Annotated in this window: 14 protein-coding genes and 1 pseudogene; 8 read left to right on the forward strand and 7 right to left on the reverse strand. The window is 72.2% G+C overall.

What is annotated here, in order from left to right; all coding sequences use genetic code 11:
• Nucleotides 1-114 precede the first annotated feature (114 nt).
• Nucleotides 115-603 (reverse strand): hypothetical protein, encoded by a 489-nt coding sequence (locus tag ACZ60E_RS35770; RefSeq protein WP_469445995.1) that lies wholly within the window; start codon nucleotides 601-603, stop codon nucleotides 115-117.
• Between the two features lie 368 nt (nucleotides 604-971).
• On the opposite strand from ACZ60E_RS35770, the gene ACZ60E_RS35775 reads away from it, so the two are divergent.
• The 4 genes from ACZ60E_RS35775 (at nucleotide 972) to ACZ60E_RS35790 (ending at nucleotide 5,231) form a co-directional block, all read left to right on the forward strand.
• On the forward strand, nucleotides 972-2,066 hold the full coding sequence (locus ACZ60E_RS35775; protein ID WP_469445997.1) for an MBL fold metallo-hydrolase: 1,095 nt from the start codon (nucleotides 972-974) through the stop codon (nucleotides 2,064-2,066).
• 296 nt (nucleotides 2,067-2,362) lie between these two features.
• Nucleotides 2,363-3,367: an alpha/beta fold hydrolase gene (locus ACZ60E_RS35780; RefSeq protein ID WP_469445998.1), complete on the forward strand. Its 1,005-nt coding sequence runs from the start codon at nucleotides 2,363-2,365 to the stop codon at nucleotides 3,365-3,367.
• A 183-nt stretch (nucleotides 3,368-3,550) separates the two neighbouring features.
• A complete protein-coding gene (locus ACZ60E_RS35785) occupies nucleotides 3,551-4,375 on the forward strand; it encodes an alpha/beta fold hydrolase (RefSeq protein ID WP_469445999.1) in 825 nt (274 codons plus the stop codon).
• A 67-nt stretch (nucleotides 4,376-4,442) separates the two neighbouring features.
• Entirely contained in the window at nucleotides 4,443-5,231 is a 789-nt protein-coding gene (locus ACZ60E_RS35790) for an oxidoreductase (RefSeq protein ID WP_384810797.1), read from the forward strand.
• Here the strand turns inward: ACZ60E_RS35790 and ACZ60E_RS35795 are convergent.
• Nucleotides 5,218-5,808, reverse strand: coding sequence for a helix-turn-helix transcriptional regulator (locus ACZ60E_RS35795; protein WP_469446003.1), 591 nt, complete (start codon nucleotides 5,806-5,808; stop codon nucleotides 5,218-5,220). The two genes, ACZ60E_RS35790 and ACZ60E_RS35795, sit on opposite strands and share 14 nt — an antisense overlap.
• 203 nt (nucleotides 5,809-6,011) lie before the next feature.
• Here ACZ60E_RS35795 and ACZ60E_RS35800 point away from each other — a divergent pair.
• Nucleotides 6,012-6,704: pseudogene (locus ACZ60E_RS35800) on the forward strand (AfsR/SARP family transcriptional regulator); the annotation flags it as partial.
• 2,287 nt (nucleotides 6,705-8,991) lie between these two features.
• The gene (locus ACZ60E_RS35805) at nucleotides 8,992-9,813 is read left to right on the forward strand and encodes an alpha/beta fold hydrolase (protein WP_469446005.1); all 822 of its coding nucleotides are present in this window, start codon (nucleotides 8,992-8,994) and stop codon (nucleotides 9,811-9,813) included.
• A 54-nt stretch (nucleotides 9,814-9,867) separates the two neighbouring features.
• Here ACZ60E_RS35805 and ACZ60E_RS35810 read toward each other — a convergent pair whose 3' ends face one another.
• The 5 genes from ACZ60E_RS35810 to ACZ60E_RS35830 all read right to left on the reverse strand — a co-directional run bounded on the left by ACZ60E_RS35810 (nucleotide 9,868) and on the right by ACZ60E_RS35830 (nucleotide 20,057).
• Nucleotides 9,868-12,780, reverse strand: coding sequence for an AfsR/SARP family transcriptional regulator (locus tag ACZ60E_RS35810; RefSeq protein WP_469446006.1), 2,913 nt, complete (start codon nucleotides 12,778-12,780; stop codon nucleotides 9,868-9,870).
• An 18-nt stretch (nucleotides 12,781-12,798) separates the two neighbouring features.
• Nucleotides 12,799-15,567 carry an ATP-binding protein gene (locus ACZ60E_RS35815; RefSeq protein WP_469446007.1) on the reverse strand — a complete coding sequence of 923 codons (2,769 nt, stop codon included), beginning with the start codon at nucleotides 15,565-15,567 and terminating at the stop codon, nucleotides 12,799-12,801.
• Nucleotides 15,568-15,606: 39 nt separating this feature from the next.
• Nucleotides 15,607-16,452, reverse strand: a complete 846-nt coding sequence (locus ACZ60E_RS35820; RefSeq protein WP_469446009.1) for an AfsR/SARP family transcriptional regulator — start codon at nucleotides 16,450-16,452, stop codon at nucleotides 15,607-15,609.
• A gap of 82 nt (nucleotides 16,453-16,534) precedes the next feature.
• Nucleotides 16,535-19,303 (reverse strand): ATP-binding protein, encoded by a 2,769-nt coding sequence (locus tag ACZ60E_RS35825; protein WP_469446011.1) that lies wholly within the window; start codon nucleotides 19,301-19,303, stop codon nucleotides 16,535-16,537.
• Nucleotides 19,304-19,355: 52 nt separating this feature from the next.
• Nucleotides 19,356-20,057 (reverse strand): hypothetical protein, encoded by a 702-nt coding sequence (locus ACZ60E_RS35830; RefSeq protein ID WP_384810815.1) that lies wholly within the window; start codon nucleotides 20,055-20,057, stop codon nucleotides 19,356-19,358.
• Between the two features lie 118 nt (nucleotides 20,058-20,175).
• On the opposite strand from ACZ60E_RS35830, the gene ACZ60E_RS35835 reads away from it, so the two are divergent.
• Nucleotides 20,176-20,457, forward strand: a complete 282-nt coding sequence (locus tag ACZ60E_RS35835) for a hypothetical protein (protein ID WP_469446013.1) — start codon at nucleotides 20,176-20,178, stop codon at nucleotides 20,455-20,457.
• Nucleotides 20,454-21,071, forward strand: a complete 618-nt coding sequence (locus ACZ60E_RS35840) for a hypothetical protein (protein ID WP_469446014.1) — start codon at nucleotides 20,454-20,456, stop codon at nucleotides 21,069-21,071. Before ACZ60E_RS35835 ends, ACZ60E_RS35840 begins: the two co-directional genes overlap by 4 nt.
• Nucleotides 21,072-21,104 lie beyond the last annotated feature (33 nt).

Here is a 21,104-nt window from a genome sequence, read left to right on the forward strand (position 1 = left end):
GGGTTGTCTGTGAGAAGCCGCCGGGGACGGACGAGCGACGCGATCAGGCCAGCCCGGCTGATCGCTCCGAGATCGCTCCGGCATCCGTGGATGCCGGAGCGCGCCGGTCGTCGGCTACCACCAGTCCGTGCACTGCACCGCCTGGCCGCCCCCACCGCCGCAGGCGCGGAAACGGTAGTCCGAGCTGTTGTCCGTCAACTTCGCGGCGCTGGTCAGCTGAAAGCCGTCACGGCTTGCCCTGAACGGTCCGCACTGGACGTGGACGCTGGTGCCGCCGTCCAGCGTCCAGTCCATCCACACGTCGTCCCCCGTACGCGGGACCGTGAGCGCGGCGAATCCGTAGATCTTGTTGTCGATGCTGACGGCTCGCAGGCTGATGCGCCCGACGAGCCCCTGCGGGTCCGAAGGGCGCAGAATCTTGTCCTCTGGGTCGGCCGGGACACCGGCCGTACTGTCGGAGATGTCGCGGAAGCCGTTGCTGCCACGCTCGCATTGGGCCGCGGTCGCCAGTGCCGTATCCGGCATGGCGACGGTGACTCCGGCTGCCAGCAGTACGCCGGCGGCGGCGGTGCAGGCTGCTTTGGCAATTGCACGTCCGGTCATGACGATGCCTTCGCCTCGGGCGACGAGCAGCGGGTACAGCGCTGCCTGTTGGCGCCGCGTGTGCCGAACCCCGGCGGCGCAGGTGCAAGGCAACCAGGGGAGACGGGGCCACTGTCCTGACACTTGTCAGGGTGTGCTGAAGCGACGGAGGTGGAGGCCGCCGCACGGCAGCCCGGTCCGGCACCGCGTCGCGCACCCGCCCCGCCCCGCCCTGCCGCGTCCCGCCCCCTCCTACGCGTCCACGTGGGGCGGCGCGAACGGTCAGCTTCTAGCGTCGTCCTGTCGCACGAGAACCACCACGTCCTCGCCGTGTGGGCGCCGCGTGCCGAACGATCCCGCATCGACGAACCGCGGAAGGAATCCCCGTCATGAACAACTCCGGCACGCCCAGGGCCTCCACGCAGGCCACCAGAAGAACGTTCGTGAAGGCGGCCGGTGTCGCCACCGCCCTGCCCATCCTCCCCGCCCTCGCCGACCTGGCCCTGGCCGGGCCCGCCGAGGCGGCTGCGGCGACCGGCCTGCCCGACTACGCGCCGGTGCCGGACGCGGCGGTCGGTCCCGCGCTCACCGACGGCTACCACGTCGGCCGTATCGGGGGCCAGCTGTACTGGGTCACCGACGGCTACTACCAGGCCATGTTCCTCACCACCACCACCGGAGTCGTGGTGGTGGACGCGCCGCCGACCATCGGTCACAACCTCTTGCGGGCCATCCGCAAGGTCACCGACGCCAACGGCAGGCCGTCCGAGGTCACCCACGTCGTCTACTCGCACAGCCACGCCGACCACATCGGCGCCGCCGTCCTCCTCGGCCCCGACGCACGCCGTATCGCGCACGTGGAGACCGAGCGCTTCCTGCGCCGGGACAGGGACCCGAACAGACCGCTGCCCCACATCACCTTCAAGGACCGCTACACCCTCAGGGTCGGCGGGGAGACGCTCGAACTGGCCCATCACGGCCCGAACCATTCACCGGACAACATCTTCGTCCACGTACCGCGTTACAAGACGCTGATGGTGGTCGACGTCATCTATCCGGGGTGGGTCCCCTTCAAGAACCTGGCCGTCTCCCAGGACATACCGGCATGGGTCGAGGCCCACCAGGTGGCCATGAGATACCCGTGGCAGACCCTGGTCGGGGGACACCTGGGCCGGCTCGGTGTGCGCGCGGACGCCGTCGTCCAGCAGCACTACATCGACGACCTGGAGCTCAGCGCACGGCAGACCCTGGAATCGCTGGACCCCACACCGTTCTTCGAGAAGTACGGGCCGACGGGCAACTCCTGGGCCATCTTCAAGACCTACCTCGACGCGGCGGCGCACCAGGCCGCACAGCCGGTCGTGGCGAAGTACGCGGGTCGGCTCGCCGCCGTCGACGTCTTCACCGTGGACAACGCCTTCGCCATGATCGAGTCCCTGCGCATCGACGCGGGACTCCTCGGACCGTTCGGCATCCGCCCGTAGCACCACGGCTCCCGGCACACCACGGCCCCTGCCACGGCCATCGGCCCGCTTCCGACTACGTGAGTACGTGGGCCGGTCGCCCCGCACCGCGCCTAACGTCGTGTCCGACACCACGTGACACACGCACACCACGTGACCCGCTTGACCCGACGTGCAGCACGCCGGTGGCCGCCCCACACCGCCCCACACCGCGCCGCCCCGGCCCGCACCACCCACTCCGCACTTCGCACATCGCACATCGCACTCCGAATTCTGCCTCCGCACCCCGCACTCCGCGGTCCGTCTAAGGAACCTTCATGCGATCACCCATGTCCCGTTCGTTCGCCCGCTCGCGCCCGACACTTCTCGCCCTGGCCGTGGCCACCGCGTTCACCGCGATGTTCGCCGGTGTGCAGGACTCCGCGGCCAGCGGCAGCCCGCGGGAGTACGTCGGCTCCGAACTGCGCGTCCCCGCCGGCTTCACCGAGCAGAGAGCCGAAGTGGGCGGCGTGCACATCAACTACGTGCGAGGCGGGCACGGCCCCACCCTCGTACTGCTGCACGGCTACCCGCAGACCTGGTACGAGTGGCGCGACCTGCTGCCCGAGCTGAGCAAGCACTACACCGTCATCGCTCCCGACCTGCGGGGCGCCGGCAAGAGCGACGCCCCGGCCGGCGGCTACGACAAGAAGACGATGGCCGGTGACATCAACGGGCTGCTGCGCCAGCTCGGTCTCGACAAGGACATCCGCCTCGTCGGCCACGACATCGGCACCATGGTGGCCTACGCCTACGCCGCCGCCCACCCCCGCCAGGTGCACCAGCTGGTGCTGAGCGAGGCGCCGATCCCGGACGACGGGCTGTACGACTTCCCGTCGCTGACCGCGCAGGGCCCCGGCCTCTGGAACTTCGGCTTCTTCGACCTGAAGAACGGCCTGCCGGAGAAGCTGATCGACGGCAAGGAGGAGATCTGGGTCGACGGGTTCACCGACTCCCTCGAGGTGCAGAAGGACGGCGTCGGACCCGACCAGGTCAAGGAGTTCGCCAAGTACCTCCGGGACGACGCGCATCTGCGCGCCAATCACGAGTGGTTCCGCGCCTTCCCCACGGACGTCGCGGACAACCTGGTCAACAAGAAGACCAAGCTCCCCATGCCGGTGCTGGCCATCGGCGCGAGCAACAGCATGCAGGACAAGGTCGAGGTGCAGGCACGCTCGTACGCCCGGAACGTCACCGGCGGGGTCGTCGCCGACTCGGGTCACTGGATCTACGAAGAGCACACCGCCGAGATGACGCGCCGTCTTCTCGACTTCCTCAACTAAGGGCTGTCCCGTAACTCCCGGCGGGCGCGCGACGACAGCTACGGCACCTCGCGGCGTTGCCGGACCGCCCGAATACACCCGGTATGAGGGCGACCCGGCGCCTTGCGATGCACCGCATCTGACGCCGCGCGCTGATCCACCGGGAGTTACGGGACAGCCCTTAGACACGGAGAGCGAGCGACCATGCCGTACCAAGGTGGGCCGCCGTCCCGGCGGCAGGTCGTGGGGGCCGCGGGAGCGGCCACCGTCGCGCTGGCGACCTCATCGATTCCCGCCGCCGCGCAGGCGGGACACCCCCGGACCGTGAAGCCCACCGTCGTCCTCGTGCACGGCGCCTGGGCGGACGCCGCGAGCTGGCAGGAGGTCACCCGGCGGCTCCAGCGCCGCGGCTACACCGTGCACGCGGCACCCAACCCGCTGCGCGGCCTCGCCGAGGACGCCGAGGCACTGAACAGCTTCCTCGCCCAGCGTGTGACCGGGCCGGTGGTGCTGGTCGGCCACTCCTACGGAGGGGCCGTGGTGACGAACGCCGTCACCCCCGCCGCCGACGTCAGAGCGCTCGTCTACGTGGACGCCTTCGTCCCCGAGCAGGGCGAGACCGTCCTCGGTCTGCAGGGCGAGGGAGCCGACCCCGCCGTGCTGTTCGACCAGGTGGTCCACGAGCAGCACGGCGAACAGACCGTCGACCTCTACATCAAACCGGCCCTGTTCGGCGAGGTCTTCGCAGGCGACCTGGCCCCCGCCACGGCGGACCTGCTGGCCGCCTCGCAGCGCCCCATCGCGCTGTCGGCGCTGCTGGAACCCTCGGGACCGCCCGCCTGGAAGAACCTGCCGAGCTGGTACGTGCTCGGCACCAGGGACCACATTCTGCCGCCGGACCGGCAGAGGTCCATGGCTCGGCGGGCCCGCAGCCGCATCATTGAGGTCGCCGGGTCCCATCTCGTCATGCTGTCCCGGCCCGACGCCGTGGTCGACGTGATCGTGAGCGCGGCCCGCGGTACCGCTTGACCCGTACCGGCACAAGAACCCGGCTGCCTTCCGGCAGCCGGGTCCGTCCTCCTCCAGAAGGTCCGCGATGGAACTGAATCTGCAAGGCAAGAGCGCCGTCGTCACCGGCGCGGGCAAGGGCATCGGACTCGCCGTGACCCGGGCCCTGGTGGCCGAGGGCGTACGCGTCACCGCGGGCGCCCGCCACACGTCCGGACCGCTGGCCGAGCTGCGCGAGACCGGGAACGTCCACGTCGTCGAAGCGGACCTGGCGACCCCGGAGGGGCCGGGTGTCCTGGTGGAGGGGGCGGTGTCCGCGTACGGGCCGCCGGACATCCTGGTGAACAACGTGGGCGCGGTCCGCCCGCGGACGGGCGGCTTCTCGTCCGTCACCGACCAGGACTGGACGACCACACTGGAGATCAATCTCCTGTCGGCCGTGCGCGCCACGCGGGCGGTGCTGCCGCTGATGCTGGAACGCGGCTCGGGGACGATCGTCACGGTCGCGTCGGTGAACTCCAAGCTGCCCGACCCGCTCGTCATTGACTACAGCGCGGCCAAGGCGGCGCTGCTCAGCTTCAGCAAGTCCCTGTCGAAGGAACTGGGCCCCCGCGGAATCCGTGTCAACACGGTGAGTCCGGGGCCGGTGGCCACGGACCTGTGGCTGGGCGCGTCGGGGGTGGCCGCCGTCCTGGGGCAGGCCGGTGGGCTGGACGCGGAGACCGTGGCGGCCCAGGCCGCCAAGGACTCCGTCACGGGCCGCTTCACGCGCCCGGAGGAGGTGGCCGACCTGGTCCTGCTGCTCGTCTCGGACCGGGGCGGCAATGTCACCGGCTCCGACTTCGTCATCGACGGCGGAATGATCAGCACGTTGTGACCGGCAGGGGCGGTGGCGTGTGGAACGCCGCCGCCACCATGCGCGCCAGTTCCACCCGTGAATGGATCTGGAACTTCTGGAAGATGTGCCGCAGGTGGTAGTCCACGGTGTGGTGCGACACGGACAGCAGCGCGGCGGTCTGCCGGTTGGTCAGACCGCCGGCGACGTACTCGGCGACCAGCCTCTGCGACTCCGTCAGTTCGGCCCACCGCAGGCTCCGTACCCCGCCCGGCCCCGCGACGCGCGGCGGACGGGCGGGAGCGGGCGCGGTCAGCCGGACGACTGCTCCCACCAGGGCCCGTCCGGTCCAGATGCCCTCGCAGAACCGAGGCCGCGCCCCGGACTCCAGCGCCGGCGCCGGCCGCGCCGGTGCCGTGTCCGCCGTCGGGGCCGCCGCCTGATGACGGGCCCACTCCCACAGCAGCGGGCGGTCGGCGACACGGGTCAGGGCCGCCGCCGGACCGTTCACCAGGAGCGTGCTCCCGCTGACGGCCACCACGGGGCCGTCGGTCGTGCGGCTCGCCCTGCGGAACCGCTCGTGCAGCAGCCGGGGGTCGTCGGTGGTCGTCAGGTGCATCGGGTCTCCAAAACGCTCCGCCGGGGGCACCGGCACCGGCGAAGTCCGGTTCCACGGCTGGTCGTTCGCCGTTCGAGCTCAGCCGATCCGCACGCTACGCAGGGCGTGGTGAGCGATCCGTGACCAGAAGGTGACCGGCCCCACCGGCCCCACCGGCCCGGCTCGGCACGCTCCGGGACCTCGTACACTTCGAACTTGTGCGTGTGACGGTTCTCGGCCCGCTCAGGGCATGGCGGGACGGGGAGGAGCTGGAACTCGGCCCGCCCAAGCGGAAGGCTCTGCTGGCGCTCCTGCTGACCCAGGCCGGCCAGCCCGTTCCGACCTCCGAGATCGTCGAATTCCTGTGGGGGGAGAGCGCCCCGGACAGCGCGGTCAATGTCGTGCACAGGCATGTCGGGACCCTGCGGAAGGCACTGGGCCCCATCCTCGTGCGGGCTTCCGGCGGCTACCGGCTCCACCTCGGCCCCGATCAGCTGGACCTGCTGCGGTTCCGCGCGCTGCGCGCCGACGCCGGAGAGAGCCGGCGGACGGGCGACGACATCGCGGCCCTGAAGCACCTGTTGGCGGCCCTCGGGCTCTGGCACGGGCCGGTCGCCGACGGGCTGCCGGCGCCGATGCGCGCCCATCCGCTGTTCGCGCGGGTCGAACGCGAGTACCCGGACGCCGTGAAGGAAGCCGTCGACACCGCCGTGGCCGCCGGTGACGTCCACCTGGAACGCGTACTGATGCCGCTGCGGCAGGCGGCCCAGGCGCATCCGCTGGACGAGGCGTTGCGGGCGCGGCTCGTCACCGTGCTGGCCCGTACCGGGCACGTGCTGGAAGCGCGGCGGAGTTTCGAGGAGGTCAGCGGACGGCTGGACGAGGAACTCGGACTGGAGCCCGGCCCGGAGCTGGCGGAAGCCGGGGAGCGGCTGGGCACGCGCTCGACCGGCCCCGCCGCCACGGGCACACCGGCCGTCCCGTCCGGCCCCACACCGACCACCCCGGCCACCCCGAACGCGGCATCCGCGGCGCCCGCGGCGAGCGACGGCGTCATCCGTACGAGACCCGCTCAACTCCCCCCGGACCTGGGCGTCTTCAGCGGCCGGCACACCGAGATGGCCCTGGCGCGGAGCCTGCTGCCCGCGGACGGCCTGCCGGGGCGGCCCGTCGTCATCAGCGTCATCGGGGGCATGGCCGGAGTCGGCAAGACCACGCTGGCCGTCCACTGGGCCCACGAGGTCGCCCCGCGCTACCCCGACGGGCAGCTCTACGCCGACCTGCGCGGCTTCGACCCCGGCGGGGCGACGCCCGGCCCCGCGCAGATCCTGCGCACCTTCCTCGACGCGCTGGGAGTGGCGTCGGACCACATACCGCCGGGCATCGACGCCCAGGCGTCGCTGTACCGCAGTCTTCTGGTCGGCAGACGGGTCCTGATCGTCCTCGACAACGCCAAGGACACCGAGCAGGTCAGGCCGCTGCTGCCGGGCGCGGGCGACTGCCTCGCCATCGTCACCAGCCGCACCTTCCTCTCCGGCCTGGTGGCCGAAGGCGCGCACCCCATCGCCCTCGACGTCCTGGACGACGTCGCCTCGCAGGCCCTGCTGACCCGTCGCCTCGGTGCGGAACGGCTCGCCGCACAGCCGGACGCGGTCCAGGACATCATCCACTCGTGCGCCGGCCTGCCGCTCGCCCTCGCGATCGTCAGCGCCCGTATGTCCATGAACCCCCACGGCGATCTCGGCGTCCTCGCGTCCGAACTGACGGAGGAGGACGACCGCCTCGCCACCCTGTCGGCCGGTGATCCGTCCACCGATCTCGAAACGGTCTTCTCCTGGTCGTACCAGGCGCTCTCCCCGCTGGCCGCCCTGCTCTTCCGTCGGCTCGCCCTGCACCCCGGGCCCGAGGTGTCCCTCGAAGCGGCGTCCAGCCTGCTCGGTCTGCCCCGGGACGAAGTACGCCCCGCGCTGTCCGAACTGACCAGGGCACACCTGCTCACCGAACGCTTCGCCGGCCGGTTCCTGTGCCACGACCTCCTGCGCGCCTACGCGGGCGACCTGCTCCAGACCCACGAGTCCGAGCAGGATCAGGTGTCGGCGCTGCGGCGGCTCCTCGACCACCTGCTGCACAGCGCGCACCACGCGGGCACCGTCCTCGCACCGCAGGGAGAACGGCTGCCCCTCCCCGCTCCCGTCGACGGCGCTGTCGTGGCCGGGTTCCACAGCCGCGAACAGGCGGCGGACTGGCTGGAGACGGAGCGTGCCGTCATCCTCGCCGCGGTCGCCCACGAGCCCACGCGCACCCATACGGCCTCGCGGCGCTGGCAGTTGGCCGCGACCGTGGAACTGCACCTCGACCGGCTGGGCCGCTGGCAGGAGCAACTCGCCCTCCAGTCGGCGGCGCTCGACGCCGCGGAACGTTCCGGAGACCCGGCCGGCCGCGCCCACGCCCACCGCGCCCTCGGGTTCGTCCACGGCCGCCTCAGTGACGCCGGGGCGGCCACCGAGCACCTGACCGCCGCCCTGGACCTGTTCCGGGCGGTGGCCGACCCGGCCGGCGAGGCCAGGACACGGCGATATCTGGCCTTCCAGGCGAACAAGGCCGGCCGGCACGACGACGCGCTCGTCCACTACGGGCTCGCCCGCACCCTGTACGCGGAGGCGGACCTGAGCGGCCGCATCGGACAGGCCCAGGTGCACAACGAGGTCGGCTGGACCCACATCCTGCGGGGCGACCACGCGCGGGCGCTGGTCGAATGCCAGCAGGCGATCGACCTCCACCGGGAACTCGGCAACCCGAACGGTGAGGCCGCCGCATGGGACAGCCTCGGCTACGCCCACCACCATCTGGCGGCCCACGAGCGGGCCGTCGACTGCTACCGCCACGCCCTGACGCTCTACCGCGGCCTGCACGACGCCTACCTCGAAGCCGACACCCTGGTCCACATCGGCGACAGCCAGGAGGCCGCGGGAGAGCACGCCGAAGCCGGTGTGTCCTGGCGGCAGGCCCTGCGGATCCTCGAACACCTGGGACACCCGGACGCGGCGGCGGTACAACAGCGCCTGGTCCACTGACCAGGACGCGTCCGCACCTTTTGGTCACCTCGCCCCGGCTACCTTGTCCGCGCTGCCGAGCCGACCTCGCCCCCGCACCGCGCCGGCACACCTGGCAGCACCTCGATGGCATCCGGAGGGACATCAGGTCATGCCCACGTTCACCACGTCGGACTGTGTCGACATCCACTACAAGGACTGGGGCAGCGGGCAGCCCGTCGTCTTCAGCCACGGCTGGCCGCTGAACGCGGACGCCTGGGACGGGCAGTTGCTGCTGGTCGCCGGCAGCGGCTTCCGCGGCATCGCCCACGACCGGCGCGGGCACGGCCGGTCCGGCCAGTCCTGGGGCGGCAACCACATGGACCGCTACGCCGACGACCTCGCCGAACTCCTGGAGACCCTCGACCTCCGCGACGTCGTCCTGGTGGGACACTCCACCGGCGGCGGTGAGGTCGCGCGCTACATCGGCCGCCACGGCACGGACCGGGTGGCCAGGGCGGTCCTGCTCGGAGCGGTCCCGCCGTTGATGCTCCGGACGGACGCCAACCCCGACGGACTTCCGCTGGAGACCTTCGACCGCATCCGCGCGGGTGTGCGGGCCGACCGGTCACAGTTCTACTGGGAGTTGAGCGAGAGCTTCTACGGATTCAACCGTTCCGGCGCGACCGTGTCCGAGGGGGTCCGCCGCGCCTTCTGGCTGTGGAGCATGCAGACCGGGCTGAAGGCGGCCCACGACTGCGTCGGGCAGTTCTCGGAGACCGACTTCCACGCCGACCTGGCCGCGTTCACCGTTCCGACGCTCGTGGCGCACGGCGGCGACGACCAGATCGTGCCCGTGCACCTGTCGGCGGAGCGCACCGCGGGACTCCTGCCCGACGCCGTTCTCAAGGTGTACCCCGGCGCCCCGCACGGGCTGGTGGGCGCGTACCGGGAAGCCTTCGAGGCGGACCTGCTGGCCTTCATCAGGGACTGACGCACACCCGCCGGTGCTGTGCCCGGTCCCGTGAGTCCGGTCGGTCCGCTCGGTCTAGGAGGCGTTCACGGTGGAGGACAGCTTCTCCTGGATCTCGGCCGCCCAGTCGGGATCGATCGGCGTGAGGATCTCGACCGCCTGACGCCATCGCGCGCGGGCGTCCTCGGCGGCGCCCGCCAGAGCCAGCGTGTCGCCGAGGCGGCTGAGACTGCCGGCCTCGTTGTAGCGGTCTCCGCCCGCCCACAGGAGACGGACCGCGCGTTCGTAACAGCGCACGGCCCGGCGGAGGTTGCCGAGATGATGATGGGCGAACGCCAGGGTGTCCCAGGTGTTCCCGTGCCCCGAGCCGCCGCCCGCGGCCATCCGTCGGTAGAGCATCAGCGACCGCACGGCGCTCGCGACCGCGTCGTCGTACGCTCCCAGCGACGCCTGGTACCAGGCGAGGGCGTTGAGCGAGTCGGCCTGCGCACTGGGGTGACCGGCGGCGCGGTAGAGGTCGAGCGCGCGCTGGGTGTGCTCGATCGCCAGGACGTCACGTTCGGTACGTGTCATCAGCCAGCCGAGCTGCCGCAGGCAGTGCGCCTGTCCCACCCGGTCGCCGAGCGCCTCGAACAGCACGAGGGCCTGCGACAGATGCTCCTCGGCCGACCCGTACCGGCGCAGCAGGGAGTGCGCGCGTCCGAGGCCCGCGTGCGCGTGGGCCACGCCCAGCGGTTCGCCCGACTGCTGTGCGGCGGCCAGCGCGGTCACTTGGAGGTCCGCCCAGTCGTGCCAGTGGCCCACCCGCTCGTACATGGAGTCGAGCAGACGGGCGAGCCGCCAGGCGTCCTGCGGCCGGCCGTCCTGGACGGCCTGGCGCACGACCGCCGTCAGCGTGAGGCGTTCCTGCTGGAACCACCGCACGGCGGCTTCCACACTGGTCGGCCCGGCTGCCGCGGGCGGCCCGATCCCGGCGGGGACGGTGACGAGATGGGCCGGGTCCAGCAGCCGCAGAGCCGCGTGGGCCGTCTGCACGTAGTGCCGGAACAGCCGGTCGTGCGCCGCGTCCCTGTCGTCGGCGGTGTCGTACGAGTCGGCCGCCTCCCGCCCGTAGGCGCGCAGGAGGTCGTGCAGACGGTGACGGCCCCCCGCCTCCTCGGCGACGAGATGCGCCCGTACGAGTTCGGCCAGCGACGGGCGGGTCCTGCGGACGGTGAGCCCGCCCAGAGCGGCGGCGGAATGGACGTCGAACGTCGCTCCCGGATGCAGCGACAGCAGGCGGAACAGGCGGGCCGTGTCGGCGGAGAGCGTGTGGTACGACCAGCCGAACACGGCCCGGATGTCGGTGGAGCGGTCCGCGCCTTCGAAGGCGTCGAGGCTGCCCTTGGCCTCCAGCAGTTGTTCGGCCATGGCACCGAGCGGCAGGCGGGGGTTCATCAGGGCCCGCGCCGTGATGACGGAGAGGGCCAGCGGGAGCCGGCCGCACAAGGAGATGATCGTCTCCGTCGCCTCGGGCTCGGCGTCGACCCGGTCGGCGCCGAGCCGCCGTACGAGACTGTCCCTGGCGCTCTCGGTGGACATCACGTCGAGTGCCAGGGGGTGCGCGCCGTGCGCCGCCACCAGACTGCTCAGCTGGTTGCGGCTCGTGATGAGGACCAGGCAGCCCGCGGAGCCGGGGAGAAGCGGCCGGACCTGTTCCGCGTCGCGGGCGTTGTCGAGCAGGACCAGCATGCGCCGGTCCGCGAGGAAGCTCCGGTAGAGCGCGGCCTGGGCGTCGAGCCCGTCGGGGATCTGCTGCGGGGAGACACCCAGGTTCTCCAGGAAGCCGCGGATCGCCTCGGCGGGGGTCATGGCCGATCCGTTGAGATCGAAGCCACGGAGATTGACGTAGAGCTGCCCGTCGCGATAGCGGTCGGCCACGCGGTGCGCGAGATGGATGGCGAGGGTGGTCTTGCCGACGCCGGCCATACCGCCGATGGCACTGATGATCATCGTGGGGGAGGCGGGAGGGGTGCGTTCGCCGGCCGTCAGCTGCCGCAGCAGACTGTCGACTTCGGCCTCCCGCCCGACGAAGTCCGCCGGAGCGGCGGGCAGTTGGGCGGGGCGGGGAAGAAGGGAACTGTGTCTTCGCTGGAGCGGCTGATCGAGCGGCTGCTCGGGCTGCCGGTCCGACCGCTGCGCGGCCTCGGCCAGCACCTGTTGCTGCGCTTCCCCCAGCACGGCGGAGGGCTCGACCCCCAGTTCCGTCCGGAGGCGGTCGCGCAGACGCTGGAAGACGTCGAGGGCTTCGGCCTGCCGTCCGGACGCGGACAGGGCGAGCATCAGCTTGCTGTGCAGGTGCTCGTCGAGCCGGTGCTGGTCCGCCAGCGTCTGCAAGGGGCCGAGGACCGGACCGGCCCCGCCGTGCCGCAGGGCGAGGTCGGCCGCCTCCACGGCGACCGTCAGCCGCTCGTTGTCGAGCTGGGTGAACAGCGGATGGCCCCGCACCTCGGCGCTGATACCGGCCGCCACGGGGCCCCGCCACAGGGCGAGAGCCTCGACGTACAGGCGTACCGCCCGGTCGGTGCGCCCCTCGTCACGGGCCTCACGTGCGCGCGCGTAGAGCGCGCGGAAGCGCAGGAGGTCGAGGGAGTTCTCGTCCACGTCCATCCGGTAACCGCCGCCGCCTCCCACCAGCCACCGTCCCGGGGCCATGCGGGGGAGGTCCGGCTGGATCATGCGGCGCAGCGATCCGGCGTAACGGCGGATGACGTTCGTCGCGCTGGCCGGTTCGGTGCCGCTCCACAGCAGGCCGATCAGCCGGGACAGCGGCATCGCCCGGCCCGCGCCCGCCAACAGGACGGCGAGCAGGGCCTGTTGCTGCGGAGGCCCCGCGTGCAGTTCGGTTCCGTCCCGCCACACCCGCACCGTGCCGAGTACGGCGAAGCGCACCTCGGGCGGGGACGGCGGAGCGGCCGGAGTGTCGTTCTCGTCCATGTTCTCGTCCATGGTCCTGAAATCGTTCACTCAGTCGGCCGACCGCAGCAGGTGTCCCAGAGCGGTGCGAGAGGTGACGCCCAGCTTCGGAAAGATGCGGTGCAGATGGTTGCTGACCGTCCGGTGGGACAGATGGAGCCTTTCGCCGATCTCCCGGTTGGTGAGCCCCTCGGCCGCCAGCGTGGCGATCTGCAGCTCCTGCGGGTTCAGCAACTCGTGCGCGCGGGGGATCCGTTCCGAGCCGGCCTCTCCGGAGGCGCGCAGCTCGCGGCGGGAACGCTCGCTGAAAGCGACGGCGCCCAGCGCGTCGAACGCGTCGCGGGCGGCCCGCAGGGGGCCGCGGGCCTGGGCGTCGCGGCGCCTGCGGCGCAGCCATTCGCCGTAGGCGAGCTGCGTGCGGGCGCGGGCGAAGGGCCAGCGCGTCAGATCGGCGGCCAGTGCCTCCAGGAAATAGCGCTCGGCGTCCTCGTCCTCGTGAGCCAGCACGGCCCGGGCGAAGCGCACCCCCACGTGCAGGGCCGTCGAAGGGGTCTTGCGGGCGATGACCTCCATCCGGCGGACGAGGTCCCGGACCTCCTCCGTGCGGTGGGCCCGCTGCGCGACGTCGACGAGATCGATCAACGCGTAGTACCGCAGGGTCGGGTGGTACGCGGCGGCGGCCGGATCCTGGAGTTGCCGCAGGTGCTGCAGCGCCTCGTCGAACGCCCCGCGGGCCGCCGCCACTTGGGCGAGAGCCGTACGGGCGGTGGCGAGAACGGGCCGGGCGCGCAGGCTGCTGCCGAGGTCGATCGACTCCTGCGCCAGTCGCTCGGCGTCTTCCAACTCGCCTTGCAACGCAGCGATCAGGGCTTTCGTGCAGCGTGCCGTCCCCTGCAGCAGGGTCTGGCCGGTCTCCTGGCTCAGCCGGTCGGCCTCCGCGGCCGACGGGACGGCCACGGCCAGGTCGCACAGCAGAGCGGCGCTCCACCCCCGGGCCGCGAGTGCGCCGACCAGCTGGAACACCCGGCCCTGGGCCCGCAGTCCGGACAGGGAGGCTGCGGAGAAGCCCGCGGCCAGGTCGAACGCGCCGACCAGGACCGCCGCCGTACCGAGGAACCGGTCGGCGGTGGCGTCGCCGCTCGGATGGGCCGCCCAGTGCTTCAGCCGGGCGATGACATGGGCTCCCTGTGTCATCGGCGCGGTGTAGGCCAGGATGGCGAGGACCTGCGGCTCGTTGTCGAAGGGCAGGCGCAGGGCGAGGTCGGCCACGTACCGGGCGGCGTCCTCGCCGCTCTCCAGCCAGAAGTTGCGCCGGGCCGCCGTCCACAGGATCCGCAGCGCGAGTCCGGTGTCGCCGCCGGAGGCCACCTCCTCGGCCAGCGCCGCCAGGGCGTAGGCATCGGCGTCGGCGTGCACGTTCTCCTGGAAACGGGCGGACGTCCAGGTGACCCGGGCCTGCTGTTGTGCGGTCAGCGGGTCCGAGGCCGCCCGGTTCAGCAGGCGGACCACCTCGTCGTGCCGGCCCGACTCCACGGCGATGTCGGCGGCGTGCAGCAGCAGTTCGGTCCGGTGTTCCGGCCGGCCCGCCAGCCGTGCGGCGTGTTCCAGCGCGCTGACGGCCGACATGACACCGCCGGGCCGTTCGATCCGGCGGTTCGCCTCCTCCAGTGCGGCGGCGACGACGTCGGCCGGCGACGGCTGGGCGGGCGTCGGCTGCCGGCTCTGACGTTCGGTCCGATGGTCCAGTACCTTCGCCAGCGCCGCCCGCACCGCGTGGTGCCGGCGCGTGCTCGTCCCGGAGAGGACGGCGGCGCGCATGAGCGGGTGGCGGAAGCGCAGTGCGTCGCCGGACAGGGTGATGAGGTGGGCGTCGACGGCGGGTGCCAGGTCCTCGACGCCCGCCGGCTCCCCGTCGACCAGCCGTGCGACGTCGAGGATCTCCGTGAGCGGGCTGCCGTCGTCGACGGCGGCGATCACCAGGAGGGTCCTCGTTCGCGAGGGCAGCGCCGCGACTCTGCTGCGGAAAGCTTTCTCCAGCCGGGTGGACAGCGGCAGCCATGCCGTGGTCACCGCGGTCGCCGCGTGGCCCTGCCGGGCGGCGCGCGTCAGCTCCGTCAGGGCGAGCGGATTGCCTCCCGCCTCCGCCAGCACCCGTTCCCGCAAGCCGGGAGAAAGGCCCGGGGCCTGGCCGTCGACGACATCGGCGGCGTGGGCCGCGTCCAGCGGCTTCAGCGTCAGGGTGGGCAGGCCGGCGTTGTTCAGCGGCGAGTCGAGGCCCTCCCGGAGAGCGGCGAGCAGCGCGACCGGTTCCGAGGCGAGCCTGCGGGCCACGAAGGCCAGCGCGGTGGCGCTCGCCGCGTCCAGCAGGTGCAGGTCCTCCACGACGAGCAGGAGGGGGAGTCGAGTGGCCGCCTCCGCCAGCAGGCCGAGGGTCGCCAGGGCCACCGGGAACGGATCGGCGGTGTCCGCGTCGTCGTGCTTGTCCTTGTGCTTGTTCTCGGCGTCGACGGCCCCGGCTTCGTCGAAGGCCCCGGCGAGGGCCGCCCGTTGAGCGGGCGGCAGCGCGGCGCCGTGGGAGCGTACGGAGGCCAGCAGGCGGCTCAGTCCTGCGAACGGCAGATGGGCGTCCCGCTCGGTGGCGGCGGTCGTCAGCACGCGGACGTCCGCGGGGTCGAGCCCGGTGAGCAGGTGCTCCAGCAGAGCGGTCTTGCCGATCCCGGGTTCCCCCGCGATCAGGAGCGCCCCACCACTGCCCGCGCGTGCACGGTCGACGACAGCCGTGACGGTGGCGAGCTCGGGACCCCGTCCGATGAGTGCCACTCTGCTCGATTCTCGAACTGATGATCTTTTTCGCTCAGTCTACGTCGTGACCGACGGGCGCTGCAGCGCCCGCCGTCCGTCGTGGACGCGCTCCCGCGTCAGGGGAACCGGGGCGCCGGGTCCGGTGGACGGCGCGACGGCGTCCAGGAGCGCGGAGCGCAACTGAGGGCCAGGACCGATGCCCAGGTCGTCGCGCAGCCGCGTCGAGACGTCGTTGTACACGGCGACCGCCTCCGCCCGGTTCCCGGTGGCCGTCAAGGCCGTCATCAGCTTGGCCTGCAACGATTCGTCCAGCGGGTGGTGGTCGGCGACCCGGTACAGCTCGTCCACCAGCAGGGCGCCGCAGCCGCCCCGCAGTGCCGCGTCGGCCGCGTCCTTGGCGGTCGCCAGCCGTTCCCGGTCGAGCGAGCCGAAGACGGGATGGCCCCGGACCTCGGCCGGTATGTCCGCCGCCGCGGGCCCGCGCCACAACCGCAGCCCGTGGACGTAACTCTCGACGCCCTGCCGGTGATCCCCCTCACGGCAGTGCTCGCGCGCCCGGGTCCTCAGCCGCCGGAACGTCACCAGGTCCAGGCGGCCGTCCGGCAGGGCCAGCCGGTAGGTTCCGGCCTGGCCCAGCAGCCACTGCCCGGCTGCCAGGGACGGCAGTTCCGGTTCGAGGACCCTGCGCAGTTCACCGACATACCGCCGGATCAGATTGACGGCGCTCGGCGGCGGCGATTCGCTCCACAGCACGTCCACCACCTCGTGCAGGGCGGTCGCCTCACCCGCGCGCGCGAGCAGCAGCGCCAGCAGGGACCGCTGCCGCGGTGGCCCCGCGGCCAGGGCCACGCCGTCCCGCCGTACCTGCAACGCTCCCAGTACTCCGAAGCTCATCTGTCCCATGGGAAATACGCTAAGGCCGAGCGGGTGTCCGTCGCGTACGTCAGATGACGCTCACTTTTGACCCTCACCTCGAATGCGACCCTCACCTCGAAGCGTCGTGGTATTCCGCTCTCCGCTCGGGAAATACCGAAGCCAGTGCGGCCCGTGACGAGATACCCAGTTTCGGAAAAACGCGGTGCAGATGAGTGCTCACGGTGCGGGGGGAGAGATAGAGCCGCTCTCCGATCTCCCGATTCGTGAGTCCCTCGGCCGCCATCCGCGCGACCTGTGACTCCTGCCGCGTCAGCCGGTCACGCGCGGCCGGTTCGCGGCGTCTGCTGAATTCCCCGGAGGCCAGGAGTTCCTGGCGGGCCCGGTTCGCCCACGGAACGGTTCCCAGCGCGTCGAACGCGTCCTCGGCGGCGCGCAGTTGCTCGCGGGAGTCCATGGCCCGCCGCTGACGCCGCAGCCACTGTCCGTAGGCCAGTCGCAGGCGCGCGCGGTCGAAGGGCGAGGTGCAGGAGGCGTCGTCCAGCGCCGCGCGGAAGAGCCCCTCGGCGTCCGTGTCCTCCGCCAGTGCCGCGCGGGCGTAGGCCAGGCCGCTGTGCAACCCCGGGGACGACGTACGGGACGCGGCCCGCGCCAGTCCCGCGATCACGGAACGCGCCGAGTCCCGCTCCCCGCAATGCACGGCGGCATCCGTCAGCTCGATCAGCGCGTAGCAGCGCAGGGCGGTCTGGTGGGCGGGATCCTTCGGGTCGTGCATCCGCCGGAGATGCCCGTAGGCCTCGTGGAAACGCCCCGCCCCCATCGCGGCCAGCCCGCGCGCCAGTTGCACGGTCGCGAGGACGGGCCGCGCCGCGACCGGCAGGGCGATGCGCTCCGCCTCTCCCGCGAGTTCGAGGGCGCGCTCGGACCGGCCCCGCAACGCCGCGGTACGGGCCTCGGTCGCGAGACCCAGTGCGTGGAGATAGGTCTGCCCGGTGTCCCGGGCCAGCCGGGTCGCTTCCTCGGCGACCGCGGCGGTCGACGTGAGCTGCGCCAACTGGGCTCCGCTCCACGCCTGCACCCCCCACGCCCGGGCGGCGAGCCCCAGACGCCCTTCCGCCCGCAGACCCGGAGCCGACGTCCTGGACAGGCGCTGCGCCAGCTCGAACTCACCGACCAGGAGGGCCGCGCCGCCGAGGAGACGTTCCGCCCGGGGATCGCCCGTGGTCGGTGCCGCGGCCCGTCTCAGACCGCTCACCACCCGTCGGCCGCAGTCGATGGGCTGCGCGTGGGCGATGATCGCGAGCAGCGACGGATCGCTGTCGGACAAGGGCAGTTCGTCGGCGAGGGCGACGATGCCGTGCCGTGCGGCCGGCCCCGGTTCGGACCAGAAGCAGCGCTGGGCGGCACTCCCCAGGATGCTCACGGCGAGATCGACCTGGCCTTCCGCGAGAACGGTCCGGGCCAGCCGTGTCAGAGCGGCGGCCCCTTCGGAGGCGTCCCGCATCCCGTCCTCCGGGCTGCCCTTGATCCACTGCAGACGGGCACGCTGTCCGGGCGCCGTGGCCCAGGGCTCCGCGGCCTCCAGCAGCCGGGTGACGAGATGGTGCCGACCGGCGTCGACGGCCTGGGCGGCGGCCCTGAGGAGCCGTTCGCCCCGCCGTGCGGTGTCGCCGCTCAGTCCGGCCGCCTGCTCCAGGGCCTTGACCGACTCGTCGGCGTCACCGCGGCGCCGGGCCCGGTGGGCGGCCTCGTCGAGCCGTACGGCCAAGCTCTCGTCGGGCCGGGTGGCCGCCGCGGCCTCGTGCCAGGTCTGCCGGTCGGAGCCCGCCGGGACGCAGCGGGCCAGTGCGGCATGCGCCGCCCGGCGCCGGTCCGCGGGCGTGCTCTGGCGGATCGCCGACGGCGTCAGCGGATGACGAAAACGGACGGTGTCGCCGCCGGCCTCCAGGAGGCCCGCCGCCCTCGCCGGTGCCAGGTCGGCCGCCTCGACCCGCACCGGACCCTGGAGCGAGGCCGCTTGCAGGATCTCCGGGAGGGAGGCACGGTCGTCGCACGCGGCCACCAGCAACAGCCGGCGGGTCGACGGGGGCAGGGTGTGCAGACGGCCGGTGAAGGCGTCCAGGAGACGCCGGGACATCGGGGTCCAGGGGCCGGTGGCCGGGCCGGAGGCCCCCGGGCCCGCCGCGGTGCCCGCCAGCTCCGACAGCGCGAGGGGGTGGCCCGCCGCTTCCCGCAGCAGAACCGCGCGGGTCGAGGAGGGCAGCTCCGGGGCCCGTACGTCGACCAGGGCGGCGGAGGCCTCGGCGGAGAGGGGACCCACCGCCAGCTCGCGTACGCCGGTCGAGGCCAGCGGTGAGGGACAGCCGTCGCGCAGCGCCGCCAGGAGCAGGACGGGCTCGGACTCCAGCCGCCGGGCGAGGAGGGCGAAGACCTCCGCGCTGGCGGGGTCGAGCCGGTGGACGTCGTCGATCACCAGCAGCACGGGGGAGTGCGCGGCGGCACGGGCCAGCAGATCGAGGGCGGAGAGGGCCACCGGGAAAGGGTCGGGGGCGGCGGAGCCCCGCACCCCTGGCGCACCCTCCAGGACGTCGCGCCGCGCTGCCGGCAACTGTGCGGCGAAAGAGCGCACCGGATAGACCAGTTGATGCAGGCCGGCAAAAGGAAGAAGTGCCTCCGATTCCACGCCGACCGCCCGGAGAACACGTACACCGTTTTCCGAGGCGTGCGAAGCGGCCGTTTCCAGCAGGGCGGTCTTGCCGATTCCTGGTTCGCCGCGCAGGAGAACCGCTCCGCCGCCGTTCCGGAGTGCCCCGATCTTTTCGTGGAGACAGCCGGTCTCTTTTTCGCGACCGAACAGATCATGGGGACGTGAATCCACCATCTGGGCACCTCCAGAGAATGAGCGCAGAAAACGAATTCCGCAGAATCTCCGTTTACGGCGACACGGATTTCTGCCCCGTCGGACCGACCGCGAACCAGGTCCCTCCGACACCTTGACCGTTCGCGTCCCCCGCCTTGCTGTCACCCGAGAAGCGGTAGACGGGCCAGCCGCCGACCGTCAGCTGCACCGATCCGTCGTCCCGGCGGATCGCGCCCACCTGCTTCTCCTCCACCCCGGCCAGGTAGACGCTGCCGCCCTCCTCGATCGTCACGGGCGGCCAGGTGGTGGCGCACTCGCCCGCGCACGTCGACTTGGACGGTTCGGCGGTGTCCTTGTCGAACCGGTACAGGGTCGCCTGGTTGATGTTGATCAGATGCGTGCCGAGCGCGGGCGACCGCACCGCGGCCAGCTGCACCCACTTCGGGGGCGCCTCCTGGACCACCTTGCCGGTGACCGTGCCGCCGGTCCCCTTGAGACCGTTGTCCGCGGCGGTGCTGTCCACGACCTGCAGACCGGTGTTGCCGGCGGCCGGGGGAACGGCGGACTGCTGACCGGCCGGGGGATTCGAGGACTGCTGACCGGCCGGCGGTGCCGACGACTCCTGACGGGACGGGGCGGCTGCGGGAGTGTCCGAGGAACTGCCCACCGAGACGGTCTTGCCGCAGCCGGTGGCCAGCGACAGTCCGCACAGGACGAGAGCGGTGAGTGCGGCCCGGGTGAACGGACCGTGTGTCGAGGTGCTGTTGAGAATCACATCGCCATCACGAGACGGACGGCCGAAAGGTTCACCACATCCGCGCCGAACGTTCCGGGTCTCCGCATCGTGTTCCCGGCGAGGCAGAGCATGCGACCCGATCAGCGGCAGGACTGTGATGGCTGACATTTTCATCCCCGGCACGGAACTCGACGAGGTCCGTCGGTCCCTCGGGATCGTCATGGACAACATCGACATCGGCAACGCCGGCATCGGCTTCGAGCGCGCGCTGGGCTACCCGCTCGTCGACGCGGCGCGCAACTTCGAGGACCGGTGGGGCGACGGCCGTACCCAGGTCCGCCGGGAGGCGAAGGGCATCAGGGACGCCGCCGAGAACATCAACGACCAGTTCACCCGGACGGACAACGACGCCGCCGCCAACCTTGGAGCGCCCCGATGAACGCCCCCGACCGCTTCGTCCTCCAGGTGCCCGGGTCCTGGCCGGACGCGGACCTCAGCGGGGAGTCGCTGGCAGAGCTGCGCGCCGCCGCGATGGCCCGCACGGACGACCCCCGGCAGAAGGCGGCCGTCAACGACATGTTCCGCCAGGGCCGCGAACTGGTGCGCGCCGCACGCAGACACGGCGCGCTCTACGGAGCCGGCACGGTCACCCTCTTCGACGAGGGCGTGTTCATGGCCAACGTCATGGTCTTCGCCGTGAGCGCCCCCGAGGGCCGGGAGCTGAACCTGGCCACGCTGTCCGCCCAGCTGGGCGGACAGGCCGCCAAGGGAAAGGCGCTGTCGAACCGAGTGGTCACCTCGGTCGAGATCCCCGAGGTGGGGACGGCGGCACGGGTGACAGCCGTGGAGGAGGTGTCACTGACCGCCGACGTCAGAATGAAGGTCCTCACCATGCACACGGTGATCCCCGTTCCCACCGCGCCGAGGAACTACCTCCTGGTGTCCTGCAGCAGCCCCAACCTGCCCCTCAGGACGGACGTGTACGACCTCTTCGACGCCATCACCCACACGTTCCGCTATGTGCGCGCCGCGGAGGAGCCGGCGGCCGTGTGAGGCGAGGCCGGGACGCGCGAGCAGGACCTGTGA

The sequence above is a fragment of the Streptomyces sp. NPDC102514 genome, from assembly GCF_055584525.1.